18 protein-coding genes are annotated in these 18323 nt (G+C 68.0%); 11 read left to right on the top strand and 7 right to left on the bottom strand.

The annotated features are described in order from the left end of the window. The first annotated feature begins 198 nt into the window (after window positions 1–198). From acsA to K3U94_RS12970, 5 genes are read left to right on the top strand one after another with little or no spacing between them, the layout of a single operon-like run. Entirely contained in the window at window positions 199–1998 is a 1800-nt protein-coding gene (gene acsA / locus K3U94_RS12950) for an acetate--CoA ligase (RefSeq protein ID WP_220693979.1), read from the top strand. After that, window positions 1995–2981 (top strand): pyruvate dehydrogenase (acetyl-transferring) E1 component subunit alpha, encoded by a 987-nt coding sequence (gene pdhA / locus K3U94_RS12955; RefSeq protein WP_220693980.1) that lies wholly within the window; start codon window positions 1995–1997, stop codon window positions 2979–2981. The genes acsA and pdhA overlap by 4 nt, the downstream gene beginning before the upstream one ends. Further along, window positions 2978–3955 carry an alpha-ketoacid dehydrogenase subunit beta gene (locus K3U94_RS12960; protein ID WP_220693981.1) on the top strand — a complete coding sequence of 326 codons (978 nt, stop codon included), beginning with the start codon at window positions 2978–2980 and terminating at the stop codon, window positions 3953–3955. Before pdhA ends, K3U94_RS12960 begins: the two co-directional genes overlap by 4 nt. After that, window positions 3952–5127 (top strand): dihydrolipoamide acetyltransferase family protein, encoded by a 1176-nt coding sequence (locus tag K3U94_RS12965; RefSeq protein ID WP_220693982.1) that lies wholly within the window; start codon window positions 3952–3954, stop codon window positions 5125–5127. Before K3U94_RS12960 ends, K3U94_RS12965 begins: the two co-directional genes overlap by 4 nt. Before the next feature lie 6 nt (window positions 5128–5133). Then, a complete protein-coding gene (locus K3U94_RS12970; protein WP_220693983.1) occupies window positions 5134–5403 on the top strand; it encodes an acyl carrier protein in 270 nt (89 codons plus the stop codon). On the opposite strand, the gene K3U94_RS12975 is transcribed toward K3U94_RS12970, so the two are convergent. From K3U94_RS12975 to K3U94_RS12995, 5 genes are read right to left on the bottom strand one after another with little or no spacing between them, the layout of a single operon-like run. Continuing rightward, a complete protein-coding gene (locus tag K3U94_RS12975) occupies window positions 5385–5858 on the bottom strand; it encodes a hydrogenase maturation protease (protein ID WP_220693984.1) in 474 nt (157 codons plus the stop codon). The genes K3U94_RS12970 and K3U94_RS12975 overlap by 19 nt on opposite strands. Next, complete coding sequence (locus K3U94_RS12980) at window positions 5855–7147, bottom strand: Ni/Fe hydrogenase subunit alpha (RefSeq protein WP_220693985.1); 1293 nt, start codon at window positions 7145–7147, stop codon at window positions 5855–5857. Before K3U94_RS12980 ends, K3U94_RS12975 begins: the two co-directional genes overlap by 4 nt. Then, window positions 7147–7902, bottom strand: coding sequence for an NADH-quinone oxidoreductase subunit B family protein (locus K3U94_RS12985; RefSeq protein ID WP_220693986.1), 756 nt, complete (start codon window positions 7900–7902; stop codon window positions 7147–7149). The genes K3U94_RS12980 and K3U94_RS12985 overlap by 1 nt, the downstream gene beginning before the upstream one ends. Next, window positions 7903–8760: an FAD/NAD(P)-binding protein gene (locus tag K3U94_RS12990; protein WP_220693987.1), complete on the bottom strand. Its 858-nt coding sequence runs from the start codon at window positions 8758–8760 to the stop codon at window positions 7903–7905. It abuts the gene before it with no gap. After that, window positions 8753–9874 carry a 4Fe-4S dicluster domain-containing protein gene (locus K3U94_RS12995; RefSeq protein WP_230987105.1) on the bottom strand — a complete coding sequence of 374 codons (1122 nt, stop codon included), beginning with the start codon at window positions 9872–9874 and terminating at the stop codon, window positions 8753–8755. The genes K3U94_RS12990 and K3U94_RS12995 overlap by 8 nt, the downstream gene beginning before the upstream one ends. A 317-nt stretch (window positions 9875–10191) precedes the next feature. On the opposite strand from K3U94_RS12995, the gene K3U94_RS13000 reads away from it, so the two are divergent. The 3 genes from K3U94_RS13000 to K3U94_RS13010 are packed head-to-tail and all read left to right on the top strand — an operon-like array spanning window position 10192 to window position 12721. Then, complete coding sequence (locus tag K3U94_RS13000) at window positions 10192–11181, top strand: Acg family FMN-binding oxidoreductase (protein WP_220693989.1); 990 nt, start codon at window positions 10192–10194, stop codon at window positions 11179–11181. A gap of 38 nt (window positions 11182–11219) precedes the next feature. Beyond that, window positions 11220–12038 carry a universal stress protein gene (locus tag K3U94_RS13005; protein ID WP_220693990.1) on the top strand — a complete coding sequence of 273 codons (819 nt, stop codon included), beginning with the start codon at window positions 11220–11222 and terminating at the stop codon, window positions 12036–12038. Further along, window positions 12035–12721, top strand: a complete 687-nt coding sequence (locus tag K3U94_RS13010) for a response regulator (RefSeq protein WP_220693991.1) — start codon at window positions 12035–12037, stop codon at window positions 12719–12721. Before K3U94_RS13005 ends, K3U94_RS13010 begins: the two co-directional genes overlap by 4 nt. On the opposite strand, the gene K3U94_RS13015 is transcribed toward K3U94_RS13010, so the two are convergent. Next, on the bottom strand, window positions 12718–14670 hold the full coding sequence (locus K3U94_RS13015) for a primosomal protein N' (RefSeq protein WP_220696787.1): 1953 nt from the start codon (window positions 14668–14670) through the stop codon (window positions 12718–12720). The two genes, K3U94_RS13010 and K3U94_RS13015, sit on opposite strands and share 4 nt — an antisense overlap. 176 nt (window positions 14671–14846) lie before the next feature. On the opposite strand from K3U94_RS13015, the gene K3U94_RS13020 reads away from it, so the two are divergent. Next, on the top strand, window positions 14847–16205 hold the full coding sequence (locus K3U94_RS13020; protein WP_220693992.1) for an alpha/beta hydrolase: 1359 nt from the start codon (window positions 14847–14849) through the stop codon (window positions 16203–16205). Window positions 16206–16219: 14 nt separating this feature from the next. On the opposite strand, the gene K3U94_RS13025 is transcribed toward K3U94_RS13020, so the two are convergent. Next, a complete protein-coding gene (locus tag K3U94_RS13025; RefSeq protein WP_220696788.1) occupies window positions 16220–16942 on the bottom strand; it encodes a lysoplasmalogenase in 723 nt (240 codons plus the stop codon). Here K3U94_RS13025 and K3U94_RS13030 point away from each other — a divergent pair. Further along, window positions 16941–17867 (top strand): alpha/beta hydrolase, encoded by a 927-nt coding sequence (locus K3U94_RS13030; protein ID WP_220693993.1) that lies wholly within the window; start codon window positions 16941–16943, stop codon window positions 17865–17867. The two genes, K3U94_RS13025 and K3U94_RS13030, sit on opposite strands and share 2 nt — an antisense overlap. Before the next feature lie 4 nt (window positions 17868–17871). Next, entirely contained in the window at window positions 17872–18258 is a 387-nt protein-coding gene (locus K3U94_RS13035) for a VOC family protein (protein WP_047318035.1), read from the top strand. Window positions 18259–18323: the final 65 nt, after the last annotated feature.

Below are 18323 nucleotides of genomic sequence, written 5' to 3' on the forward strand. Positions count from 1 at the left end.
GTCCCCTTCTGCCGGTCGATCCACGTCTGTCTGCGTGCGATCACCCGCTGGTTCGATCGTGCAGCCACGCGAACGGCCCATCCAGGGCCTTTGGTTGGCGCCGGCGGCGACCTTGGGCTCCGGGCGCGAGATGACCTTGGCCCCTGTTCGGCCACGCGTTCCGGCACCACGATGAAGGCAGGACTGAACGGATCTGCCATGAAACTCATCCACAAGGCGCCCGACGACTGTCAGGTGCGGCCGAATTGGAACGACTACGATCGCGTTCGAGCCCAATTCCGCTGGTCACAGCTGCCCAGCTTGTGCGAGGGCATGGGCCCGGGCCGCTACAACATCGGCTATGCCGCCCTCGACAGACACCTCACCGGCCCTGCCGCCGCGCGCACCGCGCTGCGATTCGTCGGCGACGACAGCCGAGACGGCTCGTTGGACACAACTGATCTCAGCTATGCCGAGCTGGCGCGGCTTTCCCGGCGCTTCACCGGGGTGCTGCGTTCCCTGGGCCTCAACAAGGGTGACCGGGTGTTCACGATCATGGGCCGCTCCCCCGAGTTGTTCGTCAGCATCCTGGGAGCGCTTCGCAACGGCAATGTCGTGTCGCCGCTGTTCTCGGCCTTCGGTCCGGAGCCGATCGCCACCAGAGTGAATATCGGCCAGGCCGACATGCTGGTGACTACCCGGGCGATCTATGAGCGCAAGATCGCCAAGATCCGCGACCGACTGCCCTCGGTGCGGTATGTCCTGGTAGTCGATGACGGTGCGCCGGATGATGACCCGGGCGGCACGCTGAGCTTCTGGAACCGGATGGACGGTGCCGACGAGACGACTCCGGTTGCCCCGACGACTGCAACAGACCCAGCGCTGTTGCACTTCACCAGCGGCACCACCGGGACCCCCAAAGGTGCCCTGCATGTGCATGGTGCGGCCGCAATGCACTATCTGACCGGGTTGTATGCCCTCGATCTGCATCCGACCGACATCTTTTGGTGCACCGCGGACCCGGGCTGGGTCACCGGGGTGTCCTACGGGATCATCGCTCCGCTGTTGCACGGAGTCACGTCCATCGTCGACGAAGCAGAGTTCGACGCCGAGCGCTGGTATCGGATCCTGCAGACCGAGAAGGTGTCGGTGTGGTACACGGCTCCCACCGCTATCCGGATGCTCATCAAGGCCGGCACCGAACTGCCCTCCCGATTCCGCTTCCCGCAGTTACGTTTCATCGCCAGTGTCGGCGAACCACTCAACCCGGAAGCGGTGTGGTGGGGGAAACAGGTACTGGGACAGCCCATTCACGACAATTGGTGGCAGACCGAGACCGGCGGCATCATGATCGCCAACACTCCGGCGTTCGACATCAAGCCCGGTTCGATGGGTCGCCCGCTGCCCGGCATAGACGCATATGTGCTGCGCCACAACGCCGACGGCACGGTGTCGGTCATCGATGAGCCTGGGGTCGAGGGCGAACTCGGGCTCAAGCCGGGTTGGCCGTCGATGTTCCGGGGATATCTGCACGCCGACGATCGGTATCGCCAGTGTTTCGCCGACGGCTACTACCTGACCGGGGATCTCGTCACAAAGGACGCCGACGGTTACTTCTGGTTCATCGGCCGCGCCGATGACGTGATCAAGTCCGCCGGGCATCTGATCGGCCCGTTCGAGGTGGAAAGTGCGCTGACCGACCATCCGGCGGTGGCCGAGGCAGCCGTCATCGGCAAGCCCGATCCGACGGTCGGTGAAATCGTCAAAGCCTTCGTCACGCTGAAGGACGGCTACGTCGGCGATGCGGCACTGCGGCTGGAGTTGTTAGGCCATGCCCGTAAGCGACTCGGAGCCGCGGTAGCACCCAAAGAGATCGAGTTCACCGACCGGCTGCCGCACACCAGCAGCGGAAAGATCATGCGCCGGTTGCTCAAGGCGCGTGAACTCGGTCTGCCGTCTGGTGACACCTCCACCGTCGAGTCATTTCCAGATCCGGCTCCCCGGGAGGTGCCGTCATGACCGATGCCCCGCTGGCCCGTGCGCTGTTGTCCGACATGATCCGTGTTCGCCGCATGGAGGAGAAGTGCGCAGAGCTGTACGGCGAAGCCAAGATTCGGGGCTTCCTGCACCTCTATGTCGGTCAGGAAGCCGTCGCAGCGGGCTCGCTGGGCGTCCTCACCGATGAGGACGCGGTGGTGGCGACCTACCGCGAGCACGCCCACGCACTGCTCCGTGGTGTACCGATGACTCGGATCATGGCCGAGATGTTCGGCAAGCAGGAGGGCTGCTGCCGAGGTCGCGGCGGCTCGATGCACCTCTTCGATGCGTCCCGACGGTTCTACGGCGGCAACGCGATCGTCGGTGCCGGCCTGCCGCTGGCGGTGGGCCTGGCGATGGCTGACGACGCGTTGCAGCGCAACCGGTTGACCGCCTGCTACTTCGGGGACGGCGCGGTGGCCGAAGGCGTTTTTCATGAGTCGCTGAACATGGCCGTGTTGTGGAATCTGCCGGTGCTGTTCTGCTGTGAGAACAACCTGTATGCGATGGGCACTGCGCTGGCGCGAGCGCAGTCCCAAACGGATCTCACCGTCAAGGCCGCGTCATATCGGGTCCCGACGCTGGCGGTCGACGGGATGGATGTCGAGGCATGTCGTTGCGCCGCGCAACAAGGCGTCGACCACATCCGCAGCACCGGCGGCCCGTTCTTCATCGAATTCCGCACCTATCGCTTCCGGCCGCATTCGATGTTCGACCCGGAGTTGTACCGAGACAAGGACGAAGTCCAACGGTGGCGAGAACGCGACCCGATCGGGTTGTTCACCCAACGCTGCCTGGACGAGGGCACGTTGAGCGGCACCGACGTCGCCGACATCGAGAACGCGGCGGACACCGAGGTCGCTGCCGCCGTGTCGTTCGCCGAATCCGGTACCTGGGAGGATGTCGCGGATCTTGAGCGCGACGTGCTGACGCCGTCGGCGGCCCGTCCCGAGGCCCGGTCATGAAGATCAGCTACCGCACAGCCGTGCACGACGCGATTCGCGATGCGCTGCGCGAAGATCCGCGGGTACTGCTGATGGGTGAAGATGTCGGACGCTACGGCGGAACCTACGCCGTCACCAAGGGACTGCTCGCAGAGTTCGGACCCGACCGGGTTCGCGACACCCCCCTGTCGGAGCTGGGGTTCGTCGGTGCCGCGATCGGTGCGGCAGTGGGCGGGCTCCATCCGATCGTGGAAGTCATGACCGTGAACTTCAGCCTGTTGGCGCTCGATCAGATCGTGAATACCGCTGCAGCACTGAGACATATGTCCGGCGGCCAATTCTCGGTACCGCTGGTCATCCGGATGGCCACCGGGGCTGGGCGGCAACTTGCCGCCCAGCACTCGCACAGTCTCGAGCCGTGGTACGCCCACATCCCGGGCATCACGGTGGTGGCGCCGGCTACCGTCGAGGACGCCTACGGCATGCTCGGCGCAGCGCTGGCAGACCCCGATCCGGTGGTGATCTTCGAGCACGTCCAGCTCTACAACGCCTCGGCAGAAGTAGACACACTTGCTCAGACCGATATCGCGCGCGCCGCGGTACGCCGCAGCGGATCTGATGCGACGATCATCGCCTACGGCGGCGGTCTTCCCAAGGCTCTCGACGCCGCCGAACAACTGTCGCTTGCCGGCATTGAGTGCGACGTCATCGACCTGCGGGTACTGCGCCCCTTAGACGTCGGCACCATTGTTGAATCGGTCCAGAAGACACGGCGCGCGGTCGTTGTTGACGAGGCCTGGCGCAGCGGAAGTCTGGCAGCCGAAGTCAGTGCTCGTATCGTCGAGGAGGCCTTCTACGACCTCGACGCGCCGATTGCCCGGATCTGCAGCGCCGAAGTCCCGATCCCGTATTCGCGGCATCTCGAGCAGGCCGCGCTGCCACAATCAGCGCAGGTGGTCAGCGCGGTCCGCAACCTGTTCGGACAACAGCCATGATCACGTTCCGGATGCCCGCATTGGGCTCCGACATGGACGAGGGCACGCTCAACGAATGGCTCATCAAGCCCGGCGACACAGTGACCCGCGGCCAGGTGGTCGCGGTGGTCGAGACCACCAAGGCCGCAGTCGAAGTCGAATGCTGGCAGGAGGGAACGGTCGGCGAGCTGATGGTTGGAGTCGGCGAGACCGTGCAGGTCGGCGCGCCGCTGGCGACGCTGTTGGAACCCGGTGAGGCCGCAACGGCACAACCAGCAGGCCCGGTCACCCCAGCCGCCGGTCCCGCAGCGCCGCCCACCCCGCCGCCGGTAGGTCAGACACACCCGACGCACGATCGGCGCCGCTGGGTGTCGCCCGCGGCCCGCCGACTGGCCGACGCGACCGGCATCGACGTTGAAACCCTGCGCGGCACCGGTCCACAAGGCGCCGTCACCATCCACGACGTCGAACACGCTGCGGCGTCTGCCCAAGCGCCAACGGGCAAGCAGGCCACCACTGACCGGGCCGCGCAGGTCCGCCGGTCCATCGGGGCGGCGATGAGCCGATCAAAGCGGGAGATCCCGCACTACTATCTCGCCGACGAAGTGGTGCTGGACACTGCGCTCGCGTGGCTGACCGAGCGCAATGCGCAACGGCCCATCACCGAACGGTTGCTGCCGGCCATCCTGCAGGTCAAGGCCGTCGCACTGGCGGCGCAGCGGTTCGGCGAGTTCAACGGCTTCTGGCGTGATGACGAGTTCCATGCCGCGACCGCGGTTCACGTCGGGATGGCGATCACGCTGCGGGGCGGCGGCCTGGTCGCCCCGGCACTGCATGACGTTGCCAACAAGCCACTCAACGACCTGATGAATGAGCTCACCGACCTGGTCGCGCGGGCTCGACTCGGCTCGCTGCGCAGCTCGGAGATGTCGGACCCCACCATCACGGTCACCAACCTCGGCGACCGGGGTGTCGCCATGGTCTTTGGTGTCATCTACCCGCCGCAGGTGGCGCTGGTCGGGTTCGGCAAACCAGCCCAGCGGGTTTGCGCGGTCGACGGAGGAATCCGGATCGCCACCACCGTGCAGGCGACCCTGGCCGCTGATCACCGGGCCAGCGACGGCCACCGGGGCGCTTTGTTCCTGGCCGCAATCAATGAGCTGCTCCAGCAGCCCGATCTTCTGGAGGGGTGAGCACCGATGACAGCAGATCTCGATACCCGACAGGTGGTCTTGGCGGTGTTGAGTCGCATCGCCCCCGAAATCGACCCCGCCGATATCCGTGACGACGAACCGCTGCGCAACCAGGTCGACCTCGATTCGATGGACTGGCTGAACTTCCTGCTCGGCATCGACAAACAGCTGCACGTCAGCATCCCCGAATCCGACTACCGATCGCTACGGACGCTGACCGACGTGATCGGCTACGTCGAGGCCCACCGCGCCGGAACTCAGCGCCCGGGCAGGTAGTCAGGCCGCTCGATTTCGGCTGCTGCCATCGCGACCAGCTTCGGCACCGCGGCCGCGACCGCCGGGCTCAGACCCGTCCCGTACCCGATGTCCGCGATCTCGACGGTGAGCACCACCAGCGCATCGGGCACCCGGTCCAGTGCCTGGCCCAGCGCAAACGCACCGGCCAGATCCAGGCTGTGCGAACTGGTCCGCCCGTGCCCGGCGACCAGCTCATCTGCCCGACAGCGACGGACCCGGCCGGGCGCTGCCTTGGTCGTGACGGCGCCGTCGATCACCACGGCCAGCGCTGCTCCCGCCCAGGCGTCGAGCAGACCCGTCGAATCGCTGATACCGGTGACTACCCGCACGGCGGGCCCGGCGGACCGGGCCAGCGCCAAGGCGGCCACGATACCGACGCCGTCGTCGCGCCGATAGGAATTGCCCAACCCGATGACAACGATGCTGGAATTCACGTCCGCTCAACGGTCAAGGTCAGAAAGTGCGCCGAACAGGAAATGCACGGGTCGTAGCTGCGGATCACCCGCTCGCACAAGTCGGTCATGGCGGAATCGTCCAACCCCGAGTTGTCGTTGACCACCCGGGCCAGGTCGGCTTCGATAGCGGCCTGGTTCTGGGACGTGGGCGGGATGATCGTCGCCGCCGATACCAGTCCGTCCGCTCCGATCCGGTATCGGTGATACAGCAGGCCGCGGGGAGCCTCGCTGACACCGTGTCCCACACCCGCGCGGGCCGGCACGTCGACGAACGGCCGCGCCGGCCGCTGATAGCCGTCAATGATCCGCAGCGCCTCCTCGATCGCGTAAACCACTTCGACAGAGCGGACGATGATGCTGCGGAACGGATTCCGACACTCGCCGGACAATCCGGCAGCGGCAGCCGCCTGGGAAGCGATCGGCGACAGGGCCGCGGAGTTCAGCGAATACCGGGCCAGCGGGCCAGTCAGATAACACCCGCCGTCCAGCGTCGCCTGAAGCGCGGTGGAGTGCGGCACCTGCGACTCCACGATGTGATCGGTGAAGTCTGACACCGCAAACACCGGTCCGGCACTGCGCGCGATGCTGCCGTTTTCGATGGGATATCGGTCCTGCTGGCACAGCGCCAGCAGCTCGTGTTCGAGGTCGATATCAGGAAAGTCGAAACCGGCGACCCAGCTGACGGTGGCCAGCGCATCGTCCAGCGCTGCGCGCAGCTCGTCGACCAGCGGGGCGAACTGATTTCGGGTCGGCACCGCATAGAACCCGCCCAACCGCACATTGACCGGGTGTATCGCTCGCCCGCCGATGAACTCCATCAGGTGGTTGCCGGCCTTCTTCAGCCGCAGTCCCCGCTCGACTACGTCTCGCTGATCGCGTGACATGGCGATCGCGTCGGGATAGCCGAGGAAATCCGGTGCGTGCAACAGGTAGATGTGCAGGACGTGGCTGTGGATCCACTCACCGCAGTACAGCAGCCGGCGCAGGGCGACCAGGTCTGGATCGACCTCCACGCCACAGGCGGCCTCGATCGCATTGCAGGCGCTGACCTGGTACGCGACCGGGCAGATACCGCAGACTCGAGCAGTCAGGTCTGGGGGTTCGGTGTAGGAGCGGCCCCGCAGAAACGCCTCGAAGAATCGCGGCGGCTCATAGATGTTGAGTTCTACCGATTGCACCGCGCCATTCTCGAGCCGGATGTGCAGGGCGCCTTCACCTTCGACACGGGTCAGTGCGCCGACGCTGATCGTGCGGGAGTCGGCGTTCACTACGTGCCCCGCTCGGTGGCGAACGTGGCCACGTTGAAGGTTGAAAACACCCGTTCGACGTCGCCGTCGGACATTCCGTCACGGCGTAGCAGCGGAATCAACGTGGCGGTGGCCGGCGCCGCCGACGGGCCGAAGCAGCCATAGCAGCCACGATGATGCCGCGGACACAACGCGCCGCAACCGGCGTGCGTCACCGGACCCAGACACGGGATGCCGTCGGCGACGATCACGCAGGTCACCCCGCGCAGCTTGCATTCGGTGCACACCGTCTTGGCGGGCAGCCGCGGTTTGCGACCGATCAGCAACGCCGCCAGAGTGTCCAGCAGCTGACCGCGATCGATCGGGCACCCCTGCAGCTGGTAGTCGACGGTGACGTGGGCCGACGCCGGCGTGGAGGTGGCCAGGGTGTCGATGTAGTCCGGCTTGGCATAGACCACCGAGGCGAATTCGGCGACGTCGGCAAAGTTACGCAGTGCCTGCACTCCCCCGGCGGTCGCGCAGGCGCCGATGGTGACCAGCACCTGGGACTGCTCCCGGATCTCATGGATGCGCCGCACATCGGCGGCGGTGGTGATCGAGCCTTCGACCAGCGACACGTCGTACGGCCCGGCGGCCATGGTGCTGGATGCCTCGGCGAACATCGCGATCTCAACGTGATCGGCGAGCGTCAGCAGCTCGTCTTCGCAGTCCAGAAGCGTCAGCTGGCATCCATCACAGGACGCGAACTTCCACACCGCCAACCTGGTCTGGCTCATCTACAGCTCCTTGACCGCCAGCAGCGGGCCCGCAATGTCGTACCCGACCACCGGCCCGTCCCGGCACAGCAGCAGCGGTCCCAGTTGGCAGTGCCCGCACCAGCCGATCCCGCACTGCATATTGCGCTCCAATGAGACCCGGATGTTCTTGGCGGCAACACCTTTGGTCAGCAACACCTCAGCTCCGAATCTCAACATCGGCTCCGGGCCGCACAGGAATGCGGTGGTCCGGTCGGGGTCGAGGGTCAACCGGCGCAACGGCTCGGTCACCAGGCCGACCTCGCCGGACCAGCCCGACGCGGGCGCGTCGACGATGAGATGAACGTCGACTCGCGGGTCCGCGGCCCAGTCCCCGAGCTGGGCGGCGAACAGGAAGTCTTTTCGTGAGCGGGCACCCACGATGAGCATGATCTTGCCGTAGCGGCCCCGCTCCGCCAGCGCCCCCAGCACCGCCGGGCGCAGCGGGCATAACCCCACCCCACCGGCCACCATCACCAGGTCCCGGCCGACGGCCTCGGACAGCCCCCAGGTGGTACCGAACGGCCCCCGCACCCCAACCACACTGCCGGGCTCGGAATCGTGCAGTGACCGGCTGACCGCTCCGACCGCCCGGATGGTGTGGGTGATCGAGCCGTCGGTGACGGTCGGATCACCACTGATCGAGATCGCCACCTCGCCGACACCGAACGCGTAGAGCATCATGAACTCCCCCGGCCGGGGCACCCGCAACGCCTGATCGATCGGTTCCAGGCACAGCGTCGCCGACTCCGGACTTTCCACGACACGGCTGCGAACCCGGTACGGGACCGGAGCCATCGGCCGATGGGCCGGCGAGATGTCGGCGGCGTGGTCAGTCATCATCAGCCGCCTGCGCCATCTTGTTCATCTCTTCGGTGATGTCGATCCCGGTGGGACACCACGCGATGCAGCGTCCGCAGCCGACACAGCCCGACATCCCGAACTGGTCATGCCAGGTGCCCAGCTTGTGCGTCAACCACTGCCGGTACCGCGATGCGCCGGATTGGCGGACGCTGCCGCCGTGGATGTGGGAGAAGTCGATCTCGAAGCACGACGCCCAGTGCTGCCAGCGTTCGGCGTTGTCGCCGCTGAGGTCGCTGATGTCTTCGGTGCTGGTACAGAAACAGGTCGGACACACCATCGTGCAGTTTCCGCAGGTCAGGCAGCGGCTTGCCACCTCCTCCCATTGCGGTGACTCGCGGGAGGCGACCAGCAGGTTCGGCATGTCGGTATCGGGCATCGCCCGGCCCATCTTGTGCACAGCGGCATCGACTTCGGCACGGGCGGCATCGATCTCCGCGCTGCTGGCGCTGCGCCGGGGTATCGCCGCGAGCACGTCGGCTCCGTCCGCGCTACCGACTTCCACCAGATAGCGGGGAGTGTCTCCGTCGAGGCGCTCGGTGAGCGCGAGGTCATAGCCCGGCCCCACCGCCGGGCCGGTGCCCATCGATGCGCAGAAACACAGGCCGCCGGGTTCCGTGCAGTTCACCGCGACCACGAAGATCTGCCGACGGCGACGGGTATAGGAGTTGTCGGGGTACTCCGCACGACCGAGCACACGGTCGAACGTGGCGATCGCGGCCAGGTCGCATCCGCGGACCCCTAGGAACGCGTAGCGCGGAGGCTGCTCCTCGGGTTCGCTGACACCATCGCGACTGGCCGACCACAATCGCCGCCGCGGCGGATGCAGGAACTGCTTCCAGGACTGGGCCCCGGCGGAGTGCCCGAATACCGCCTGATCGTTACGGCGACGGACCCGATAATGGCCGGGCGCCACTTCGACACCCCACCCGCGCGGGAGGTCGTCGGCCGAATCGAGTTCGGCCAGCACTATCGCACTGTCCCGCAATGTGGGACCCACCACGCGATAACCGCGCTCGATCAGCACATCGACGAGGCGGTGCAGGGCAGCCGTGTCGAACAACGCGGCGGGGCTGGCACCCCGTGAATCCACGTGCCTATCATCCCCCGCTGCGGTGTGCCCGACAAGATCCGTCAACCGGCCGGTTATTGGTTGCTCCGGCCATTGCCGTCCGCAGCGCATCAGCTATCGAATAACAGTGCTGATCAATATCTTTCGATCAAGCACCGCGGCGGCCCAGCAGGCGCACTGCCGACTCACAGCCACTCGCGCCGGCGATTGAGCGCCTCGACGGCAGAGAATTCGACGCTGCCCGGGGGCCCAACGCCGGGCCCCAGAGGACCAACGGCCCTAACACCCAGGTGGGATGCCGCAGAACCATGGAATTCAGGTAGAGATCGGAGGTCGAGATGGCTACCGAGCGGGTGGAGATCGACGTGATCCGGGATGCCGTACGCGCGGCGTGCCGTGCCCCCTCTCTGCACAATATCCAGCCGTGGCGGTGGGTGGTTGAGACCGACGAGCTGCAGTTGTTCCTCGACCCGAGCCGGGTACTGCCGTCCGACCGTGCCGGACGTGAAGCGGTCATCGGTTGTGGCGCGGCGCTGGATCACCTTCGGGCGGCTACGGCCTCGGCGGGCCTGCACGCCAACGTCGACCGATTTCCCAATCCGAACGATCCCAACCATCTCGCATCGATCCGATTCGACCGGATGGGCTACGTCACGGACGGCCATCGCTGCCGTGCGGACGTGATCTGGGTACGGCGCAGTGACCGACTACCGTTTGCACCTCCACCGAACTGGGAATCATTCGAACCCATCCTGCGCAACCGCCTCGCTCACTACGGGGTGCTCTTCGACGTACTCCCGGATCGTGTGCGCCCGCGGCTGGCGCAGGCATCACAATTCACCGAGTCGCTGCGTCTCTACGATTCCCTCTACCACGCCGAATTGCACCGATGGACAGTGCCGTTCGAGGCCTCCACGGGCGTCCCGTACAGTTCGTTGGCTTCAGCCACCGAGGCCGGCAGGGTCGATGTCGGGCGCAGGTTTCCCACTCCCACCCTCGACCACCCTGACCGGCGGGCCGAGATAGGCCAGGACCAGGCGACGATTGTGGTGCTGTCCACCGAGTCCGATTCCCGCGCCGACGCATTGGCCACCGGTGAGTGCCTCTCCGCGCTACTGCTGGAATGCACCATGGCCGCCCTGGCCACCTGCCCGCTGACCCACCTCACCGAAGTACAGGTCGCCAGAGAAATCGTCGAGACGCTGGTGGGTCGCAACGCCGTTCCGCAGATCCTGGTCCGGGTCGGACACGCGCCCGCCACCGAAGAACCAGCGCCCCGCACCCGGCGTCGTCCGCTCGATGACGTCCTGTCGATTCACGGTAGATAGGAGCCGTCGTGTCCGAGTTATCCACCGCCGCAAGCGTTGTGGTCGGTGTCGACGGCTCACGCGCGGCAACGCAGGCCGCCCTGTGGGCCGTCGACGAAGCCGTCGATCGCGACGTCCCCCTGCGGCTGCTGTGCGCAGTCGATGACACCAGCACAGACCCTGAGGATGCGTCCGCCGAGAAGACGATCCGCAACGCAGCCAGGACGATCAAATCGCTGGGGAAACCGGTCACGGTGGAGGCCGAGATTGTCCATCGCCGCCCGGTGGCCGCGCTCGCGGAGGCTTCTCGAGCGGCGGCCGTGGTCTGCGTCGGCTCCATCGGATTCCATCACGCGTTGCGGGGACGCATCGGATCCACTGCGTCTGCAGTGGCGACCGCGGCACATTGTCCGGTTGCGATCGTGCCGCGGACCGGCAACTCCGCAACGGGTAGAACCGGCCTGGTGCTCGCCGTCGTGGACGGCTCGTCGGCGACCGACTGCGTTCTCGAACTCAGCGTGGCCGAGGCACGGCTTCGTGCCTCGCCCCTGCGGGTCTTCACCCGGCACCAGCCCCGACCTGCCCGGCCGAACGACACCGCCACCCCATCAGACCAGCGGCTGGCCACAGAGCTCGAACGCCGGGTCGCGCACTGGCGAAAAAAGCATCCGGATCTGAATGTGGAGCTGGTCAGTGACCACAACGGCATGCTCAACTATCTGGAGCACCTGCAACGAAACGCCGTACCGATCCAACTGGTGGTGCTGGACCCGCGACGCCCCGGCCCGTTGGATGTTCTGTTGGGGCCCGCCGGCCGGGCGGTCCTGGAAGCCGCCGGATGTACCGTAATGATATGTGATCGGAGGCGGTGGTTATGAGTTCCCTTGACGCTCAACCGGTTACCGCAGGGCGCCCGCTGAAGGTCTTCTTGGTCGATGATCATGAGGTGGTCCGACGCGGTCTGATCTCGCTGCTCAGTTCCGACCCTGAGCTGGTAGTCGTCGGTGAAGCAGAGTCGGTTCGTGAAGCGGTCGCGCGGATCCCCGCACTGCAGCCCGATGTCGCGGTGTTAGACGTGCGACTTCCCGACGGCAACGGCATCGAGCTGTGCCGTGACCTGCTTTCCCGGGTACCGAATCTGCGTTGTCTCATGCTGACCTCGGACAGCTCCGACGAGGCGACTCTCAACGCGATCCTGGCCGGCGCCAGCGGATACGTCGTCAAAGACATCCGAGGTATGCAGTTGGCACGATCCATCAAGGACGTCGGCGCCGGATGTTCCATGCTGGACAATCACGCCGCGGCGGTGCTGATGGACAGACTTCGCAAAGGCACAGAGGCACCCGACCCCCTGTCGAAGCTCACCGAACAAGAACGAGTACTGCTGGCTCTGTTGGCCGAGGGTTTGACGAACAAGCAGATCGCCGAGCGCATGTACTTGGCCGAGAAAACCGTCAAGAACTACGTGTCGCGTTTGTTGGCCAAGCTGGACATGCATCGCCGTACCCAGGCCGCGGTATTCGGCTCCCGGCTCCCGCAGTCGGGCCCGGCTGACGGCTAACCGACGTGCAGCGGGTCGATCTGCACCCGCACCGGGTGGTGCGACCCACGCGCACTGAGCACCCCGATGCCGTGGCGCAGCGCCGAGGCCAGCGCCAGGCCGTGATCGCGGCCCACCCGAACCAGCATCCGGATGACATTCAGCTCGTCGGGGACACCGGCCGGCCGCCGCACCCCCGGCGGCAGCGGCACCGGCCCGAGCAGGTCGACGCCGTCGGGCAGCCTCGCCTGCTCCAGCAGGGTCGTCACCGATTCCGGGTCACCGTCGAGGGCCGCGATGTGCACCGCGGGCGGCAGCCCCACCTCCGCGCGGGTGGCCAACTCGGTGTCGGCGTGGCCGACCGGATCCCACCGGATGAGGGCCTGCACCGTCGGAATCGACGATTCGGCGACCACCGTCACCAGCCCGCCGGAGCCGCGGTCGCGTACCAAGGCCGCCGCGGCCATCCAGCGGCGCAGGGTGTCCTCGGCGGCGCGCAGATCCTGACGGCCCAGCAGCGCCCAACTGTCCAGCAGTAGCGCCGCACCGTAGCCGTGTGGGGCGACCGGTTCGGCGCCGGGCGTGGCGATCACCAGGGCTGCGCCGTCGTCGATGCGGTCGACGATGGTGTCACCGGCCGAGGTGACGACCGGGGTGCCCGGGAAGGCGCGGCCGAGTTCCTCGGCGGTGCGCCGGGCACCGATGACCACCGCACGCACGGCATCCGAGCCGCAACGCGCACACCGCAGGGCCGGATCGACCCGGCCGCACCACCGGCACAGTGCCGCACCACCGCGCTCCGGCAAGGACAACGGTCCGGTGCAGTGCCGGCAGCGGGCGATCGTTCGGCAGCGACCGCAGGCCAGCGACGGCACGTAACCACGCCTGGGCACCTGCACCAGTACCGGCGCTCCGGCCGCCAGTGCGCTGCGCGCGCTCTGCAGGGCGACCGTCGGCACTCGGGCACTGCGCGCCGCGGCGTCGCGCTCCTCGGCATATCCGGTGTCGTCGAGGGCCACCACCCGCGGCGCGGCGGTGCGCAACACCGCCCGCGGTGCCACCACGTCGTGCGCCCAACCGCTGCCCACCAGGGCGTGCGCCTCGGCGGTGCGGGCGAACCCGCCGACGAGGGCGGCGCAACCCGCCAGGTGCGCCCGCAGCATCGCCACCTCGCGGGCATGCGGATAGGGCGCCCGCGGCTCCGCGAGCGAGTCGTCGCCGTCGTCCCAGACCATCACCAGCCCCAGATCGGCCAGCGGGGCGAACACCGCACTGCGGGTGCCGATCACCAGCCGTGCCCCGCCGCGCAGCACCGACAGCCAGCGCCGATAACGGGTGGCCGGACCCAGGCCCGCCGACAGCGCCACCACCGCCGACTCGTCGATCCGGGACGTCGCGGCACGGTGCAGCGCGTCGACATCCCGCTGGTCGGGCACGATCGCCAGGGCGGTGCGGCCGGCGCGGATCGTCTGGGCGGCGGCGTCGACGAACCGGTCAGTCCAGGTATCCCCGGGCAGCACCTGCCACACTGCGCGCGCGGCCCGGCCTTCGCCCAGCGCGGCCAGGAACGATCCGCCCGCCCCGTACCGCTGCCAGCCCGCGGGATCGACCGGGGCGACAAGCTCGTTCGGGGGCGGTAGGGGTGGCGTCGTCGCTTCGCGTTCCACCCGGGCGTGCCGCGGCGGCACCGCCAGCCGCAGTACGTCGGGCCGGCTGCCGGCGTAGCGCGCCGCCACCGCCTCCACCAGCCGACGGACCTCGCCGGTGAGCACCGGCTCGGCCGAGACGACCCGCTCCAGCCGGCCCAGCCGGCCGACATGGTCGGTGTCGGCGCGGCGCTCCCAGACGAAGGCATCGACCAGCCGGCCGTGGAAGCGCACCCGCACCCGCGCCCCGGGCTTCGCTTCCTCGGACTGCTCTGGTGTGACCAGATAGTCGAACTCACGGTCCAGGTGCGGCACCGAGAGCATCGGCAGCACCCGGGCGATGGGTTCGCCCGGTTCCCCGGGCTCGCCGGGTTCGCTGTCGACGCTCACCCCGCAGGTCTAGCAGACGCCGCCGCCCCCGGCAGACGGCGGACCACAGGCGACGCGGGCTGTGCATCGGCGAGCACGCTCCCGGCTGCGCTGAATTACCTTGCTGCGGTATGCCCGAACAGTGCGGGACCCACGCGGTCGCGGCCCGAGGCCGTGAGGCGGACCTCGTCTCACGGATGCAGATTGCGGGAGCGGCCGATGGTGTGCTGGGTGCCACGGTCCGCGACGCCGCCGACCACGCCCGCGCGAGCCGCCGACACCTCGACGCGATCCACGGCGAGATCCGTGACGCGCTGGCCGATCACCGGGAACCGGTGTGGGACACCCCGGCGGGCGCCCGCCAGTTCCAGCTCTTCCTGGCCGCCAAGGCCCGGGAGATCTACCGGGTGATCGCCGACGCGGTCGCCGACAACCGGCTCCAGACGAGGCTGTTGCGGTCGGCCGGTGCCGGTTACGGCGTCCCGGCCCGGCTGCGCGACCGGATCAACCGGCAGGCGCTGGCCGACGACATTCGCCGAGTGGCCGACGCCACCTCGGCGATCAGCGCCGCCGAGATGGTGCGCTACCAGAACGCGCTGCGGGTCCGCGACGGGCTCGCGGTCAACTCCGGTGACGGCGCGGACCCGGTGCTGCTGCTCACCTACGAACCGGCGGCGTTCGGCGGGCGCGGGCGCGCCGCGATCGCAATCGGCGATCCGGACGCCGCCGACAACGTCACCGTCTTAGTGCCCGGCGCACGCAGCAGCGTCCGCGACGGCTACCTGTCGCACCCGGACGGGCGCACTGTGTATCGGGAAGTGGTCCGGTCTGATCCGGACCGCACCAATTCGGTGATCATGTGGATGGGGTATCGCGCGCCGGACAGCCTGCTCGACCGGACGGTGACGCAACCGGCCGCCGCCCGGGCCGGGGGCCGGCTCCTGGCCGCCGACATCAGCGCCCTGGCTGCGTCGCACATCGGTTCCTCACACGTCACCGTGATCGGCCATTCCTACGGCTCGACCGCGGTGGCTGACGCCGCGGCGTCATCGGGGTTACGCGCTGACGACGTGGTGCTCGTGGGCTCACCGGGAACCGACCTAGCCCACAGCGCCAACGACTTTCACCTGCCCGCCGGAGGACACGTGTACGCGGGGGCGGCATCCTCGGATCCGATCACCGGTTTCAGTGGCGAGCCGCAACTGCCGCTGCCCGGAACCTCGGCGACAGTTGGCCTGGGCGTCGACCCGGCCGCCGACGGTTACGGGTCCGTTCGATTCAAAGCCGAAACCCGTGGCGTGACGTTGCCGATGACCGGCCACAGCTCCTACTTCGACCCCGGCGGCGAGTCGCTGTTCAGCATCGGCGACATCGCCTCGGGCCACGGCGATGCGCTGGCAAGCCACCACATGACCGCGCCGCACCGCCACCGACTGCCCGCCTTCGACCCGGAACGACTGCGCCCCGGGACCGGAGGCCACCGGCATTGACCGGCGGGCGGACCTCAGTCCGCCGCCGCCTGTTCGGTGCCGGTGGACCGGCCGAAGAAGAACCCGGCCGTGATCAGCAGCTGTGCCGCCGCATAGGCCCACCAGATCGGCACCGCCAGCAGTTCATTGCCCAAGACGAACTGGCTGGCTCCGATCATGGCGTCCGACACCGCGAAGCACACCGCGCCGATCGCGGTCCAGGGCGTGGGCAGCTTGGCCAGCAGCGCGGCGCACACCATCGCGCCGAGCACCAAGACATACACCGTCACCGGCACGGTCATGCCCTCACGCACCATGCCCGGCCAGAACCATGCCAACAGCACCAGGCAGCTCACCCCGACCAGGCCCGCCCCGATCAGCCGGCCGCGCGACACCACCGCCAGTGGCAGCAGCGCGCCGAGAAAGCACAGGTGCGCCACCAGGAACGCGGCCAGACCCGCGACGAAGGACGGTTCCCACCACGGGATGGCCAACAGCCAGTCGCCGGTCGCCGAGAAGATCAGGGCCGGGATCAGCCAGCGCGCCTCCCGCAGGATCGGGTGGGCGGCCGCGGCGAATACCAACAGCACCGCCATCGCCGCCTTGAACGCCGGCTGCCCGACCCATTGTCCGGTCAGCGCCTCTCCCGGCCCCGAGCGCAACGCCACCACCGTCAGGAAGATGCCGTAAGCCACTCCGAGCCATCCCGCCGCAGCCCAGGCAGTGAAGACTCGTCGGGTTGCGTACGGTGTTTCTATGCCAGCAATCGACCCCATAGTGCTGAAGGTACTGGACGCCATCCCGTTCCGACTGACACTCGACGACGGCGCCGAAGCGGCGCGTCGCGCGATGCGTGACCTGCCACATCGCCCCATACACCCGGAACTGCCCAGCGAGGACCGGGTGATCGACGGACCGGGCGGCGCACTGCCGATACGCATCTACCGGCCGGCGGGCACCGAATCCGGTGCCGCGCCCGTGGTGGTGTTCTTCCACGGCGGCGGCTTCGTCGCCGGCGACCTCGACACCCACGACGGCACCGCCCGCATGCATGCCGTCGATGCGGGTGCGGTGGTGGTGTCGGTGGACTACCGGCTGGCCCCCGAGCATCCGTTTCCGGCCGCTGTCGAGGACGCGTTGGCGGCCACCGAGTGGGTGTCGGCACACGCCGCCGAACTGGGGGTGGATCCGGGCCGGCTGGCGGTGGCCGGGGACTCGGCCGGTGGCAATCTGGCCGCGGTGGTGTCCCAGCTGGCCCGTGACGCCGGTGGACCGGCAATCGCCTTCCAGCTGCTGTGGTACCCGGCCACCACGTACGACGGCAGCTTGCCGTCGTTCACCGAGAATGCCCACGCACCGATCATCGACAGCGACGCGATCGCGGCGTTGACGCTGGCCTACGCCGGACACCTCGACCTGACCAACCCGCCGGCGATGCTGGCCCCGGCACGCGCTGAGAATCTGGCCGGCCTGCCACCGGCCTACATCGCCGTCGCCGGCCACGATCCGCTGCGCGACGACGGCATCCGTTACGGCGAGTTGCTGGCCGCGGCCGGGGTCCCGGTGCAGGTGCACAACGCCGAGACCCAGATTCACGGTTACCTCGGCTACGCCGGCGTGATCCCGTCCGCCACCGAGGCCGCCGATCGCGGGCTGGCCGCTTTGCGGGCCGCCCTGGCGTGATGCGATGCGGCTGAACCAGATCACCGTCGGCAGCACCGACCTGGACCGCACCGAGCGGTTCTACCTGCTGCTGGGTCTGCGGCTGATCGTCAAGACGGACGACTACCTACGGTTCGAATGCCCGTCCGGGGACAGCACCTTTTCGGTGGAGCGCGTCAGCGACGTCGCGGCCGGTGAGCAGGTGCTGATCTACTTCGAAGCCGACGACCTGGACGAGCAATACCAGCGGTTGCGCGGTTCGGTTGAGTTCACCCAGCCACCGACCGACATGCCGTGGCTGTGGCGAGAGGCCCGGCTGAATGATCCCGACGGGCATCGGCTGTGCCTGTTTCATGCCGGCGAGGCCCGCCGGAATCCGCCGTGGCGGCTGGGGCCGCAGGATTTGCCGTAACACGACCCCGATCCCTCGGCGTGCGCGCTACCGTCGACCTCGATCGATACCAGCGACGAGGAGCA

It is taken from the genome of Mycolicibacter heraklionensis (genome assembly GCF_019645815.1).
Lineage (GTDB): Bacteria > Actinomycetota > Actinomycetes > Mycobacteriales > Mycobacteriaceae > Mycobacterium > Mycobacterium heraklionense.

Coding starts and splice junctions, on each gene's coding strand:
- acsA (WP_220693979.1), top strand. CDS start 199: ATGAAACTCATCCACAAGGCGCCCGACGACTGTCAGGTGCGGCCGAAT.
- pdhA (WP_220693980.1), top strand. CDS start 1,995: ATGACCGATGCCCCGCTGGCCCGTGCGCTGTTGTCCGACATGATCCGT.
- K3U94_RS12960 (WP_220693981.1), top strand. CDS start 2,978: ATGAAGATCAGCTACCGCACAGCCGTGCACGACGCGATTCGCGATGCG.
- K3U94_RS12965 (WP_220693982.1), top strand. CDS start 3,952: ATGATCACGTTCCGGATGCCCGCATTGGGCTCCGACATGGACGAGGGC.
- K3U94_RS12970 (WP_220693983.1), top strand. CDS start 5,134: ATGACAGCAGATCTCGATACCCGACAGGTGGTCTTGGCGGTGTTGAGT.
- K3U94_RS12985 (WP_220693986.1), bottom strand. CDS start 7,902: ATGAGCCAGACCAGGTTGGCGGTGTGGAAGTTCGCGTCCTGTGATGGA.
- K3U94_RS12990 (WP_220693987.1), bottom strand. CDS start 8,760: ATGACTGACCACGCCGCCGACATCTCGCCGGCCCATCGGCCGATGGCT.
- K3U94_RS13000 (WP_220693989.1), top strand. CDS start 10,192: ATGGCTACCGAGCGGGTGGAGATCGACGTGATCCGGGATGCCGTACGC.
- K3U94_RS13010 (WP_220693991.1), top strand. CDS start 12,035: ATGAGTTCCCTTGACGCTCAACCGGTTACCGCAGGGCGCCCGCTGAAG.
- K3U94_RS13015 (WP_220696787.1), bottom strand. CDS start 14,670: ATGCTCTCGGTGCCGCACCTGGACCGTGAGTTCGACTATCTGGTCACA.
- K3U94_RS13020 (WP_220693992.1), top strand. CDS start 14,847: ATGCCCGAACAGTGCGGGACCCACGCGGTCGCGGCCCGAGGCCGTGAG.
- K3U94_RS13030 (WP_220693993.1), top strand. CDS start 16,941: ATGCCAGCAATCGACCCCATAGTGCTGAAGGTACTGGACGCCATCCCG.
- K3U94_RS13035 (WP_047318035.1), top strand. CDS start 17,872: ATGCGGCTGAACCAGATCACCGTCGGCAGCACCGACCTGGACCGCACC.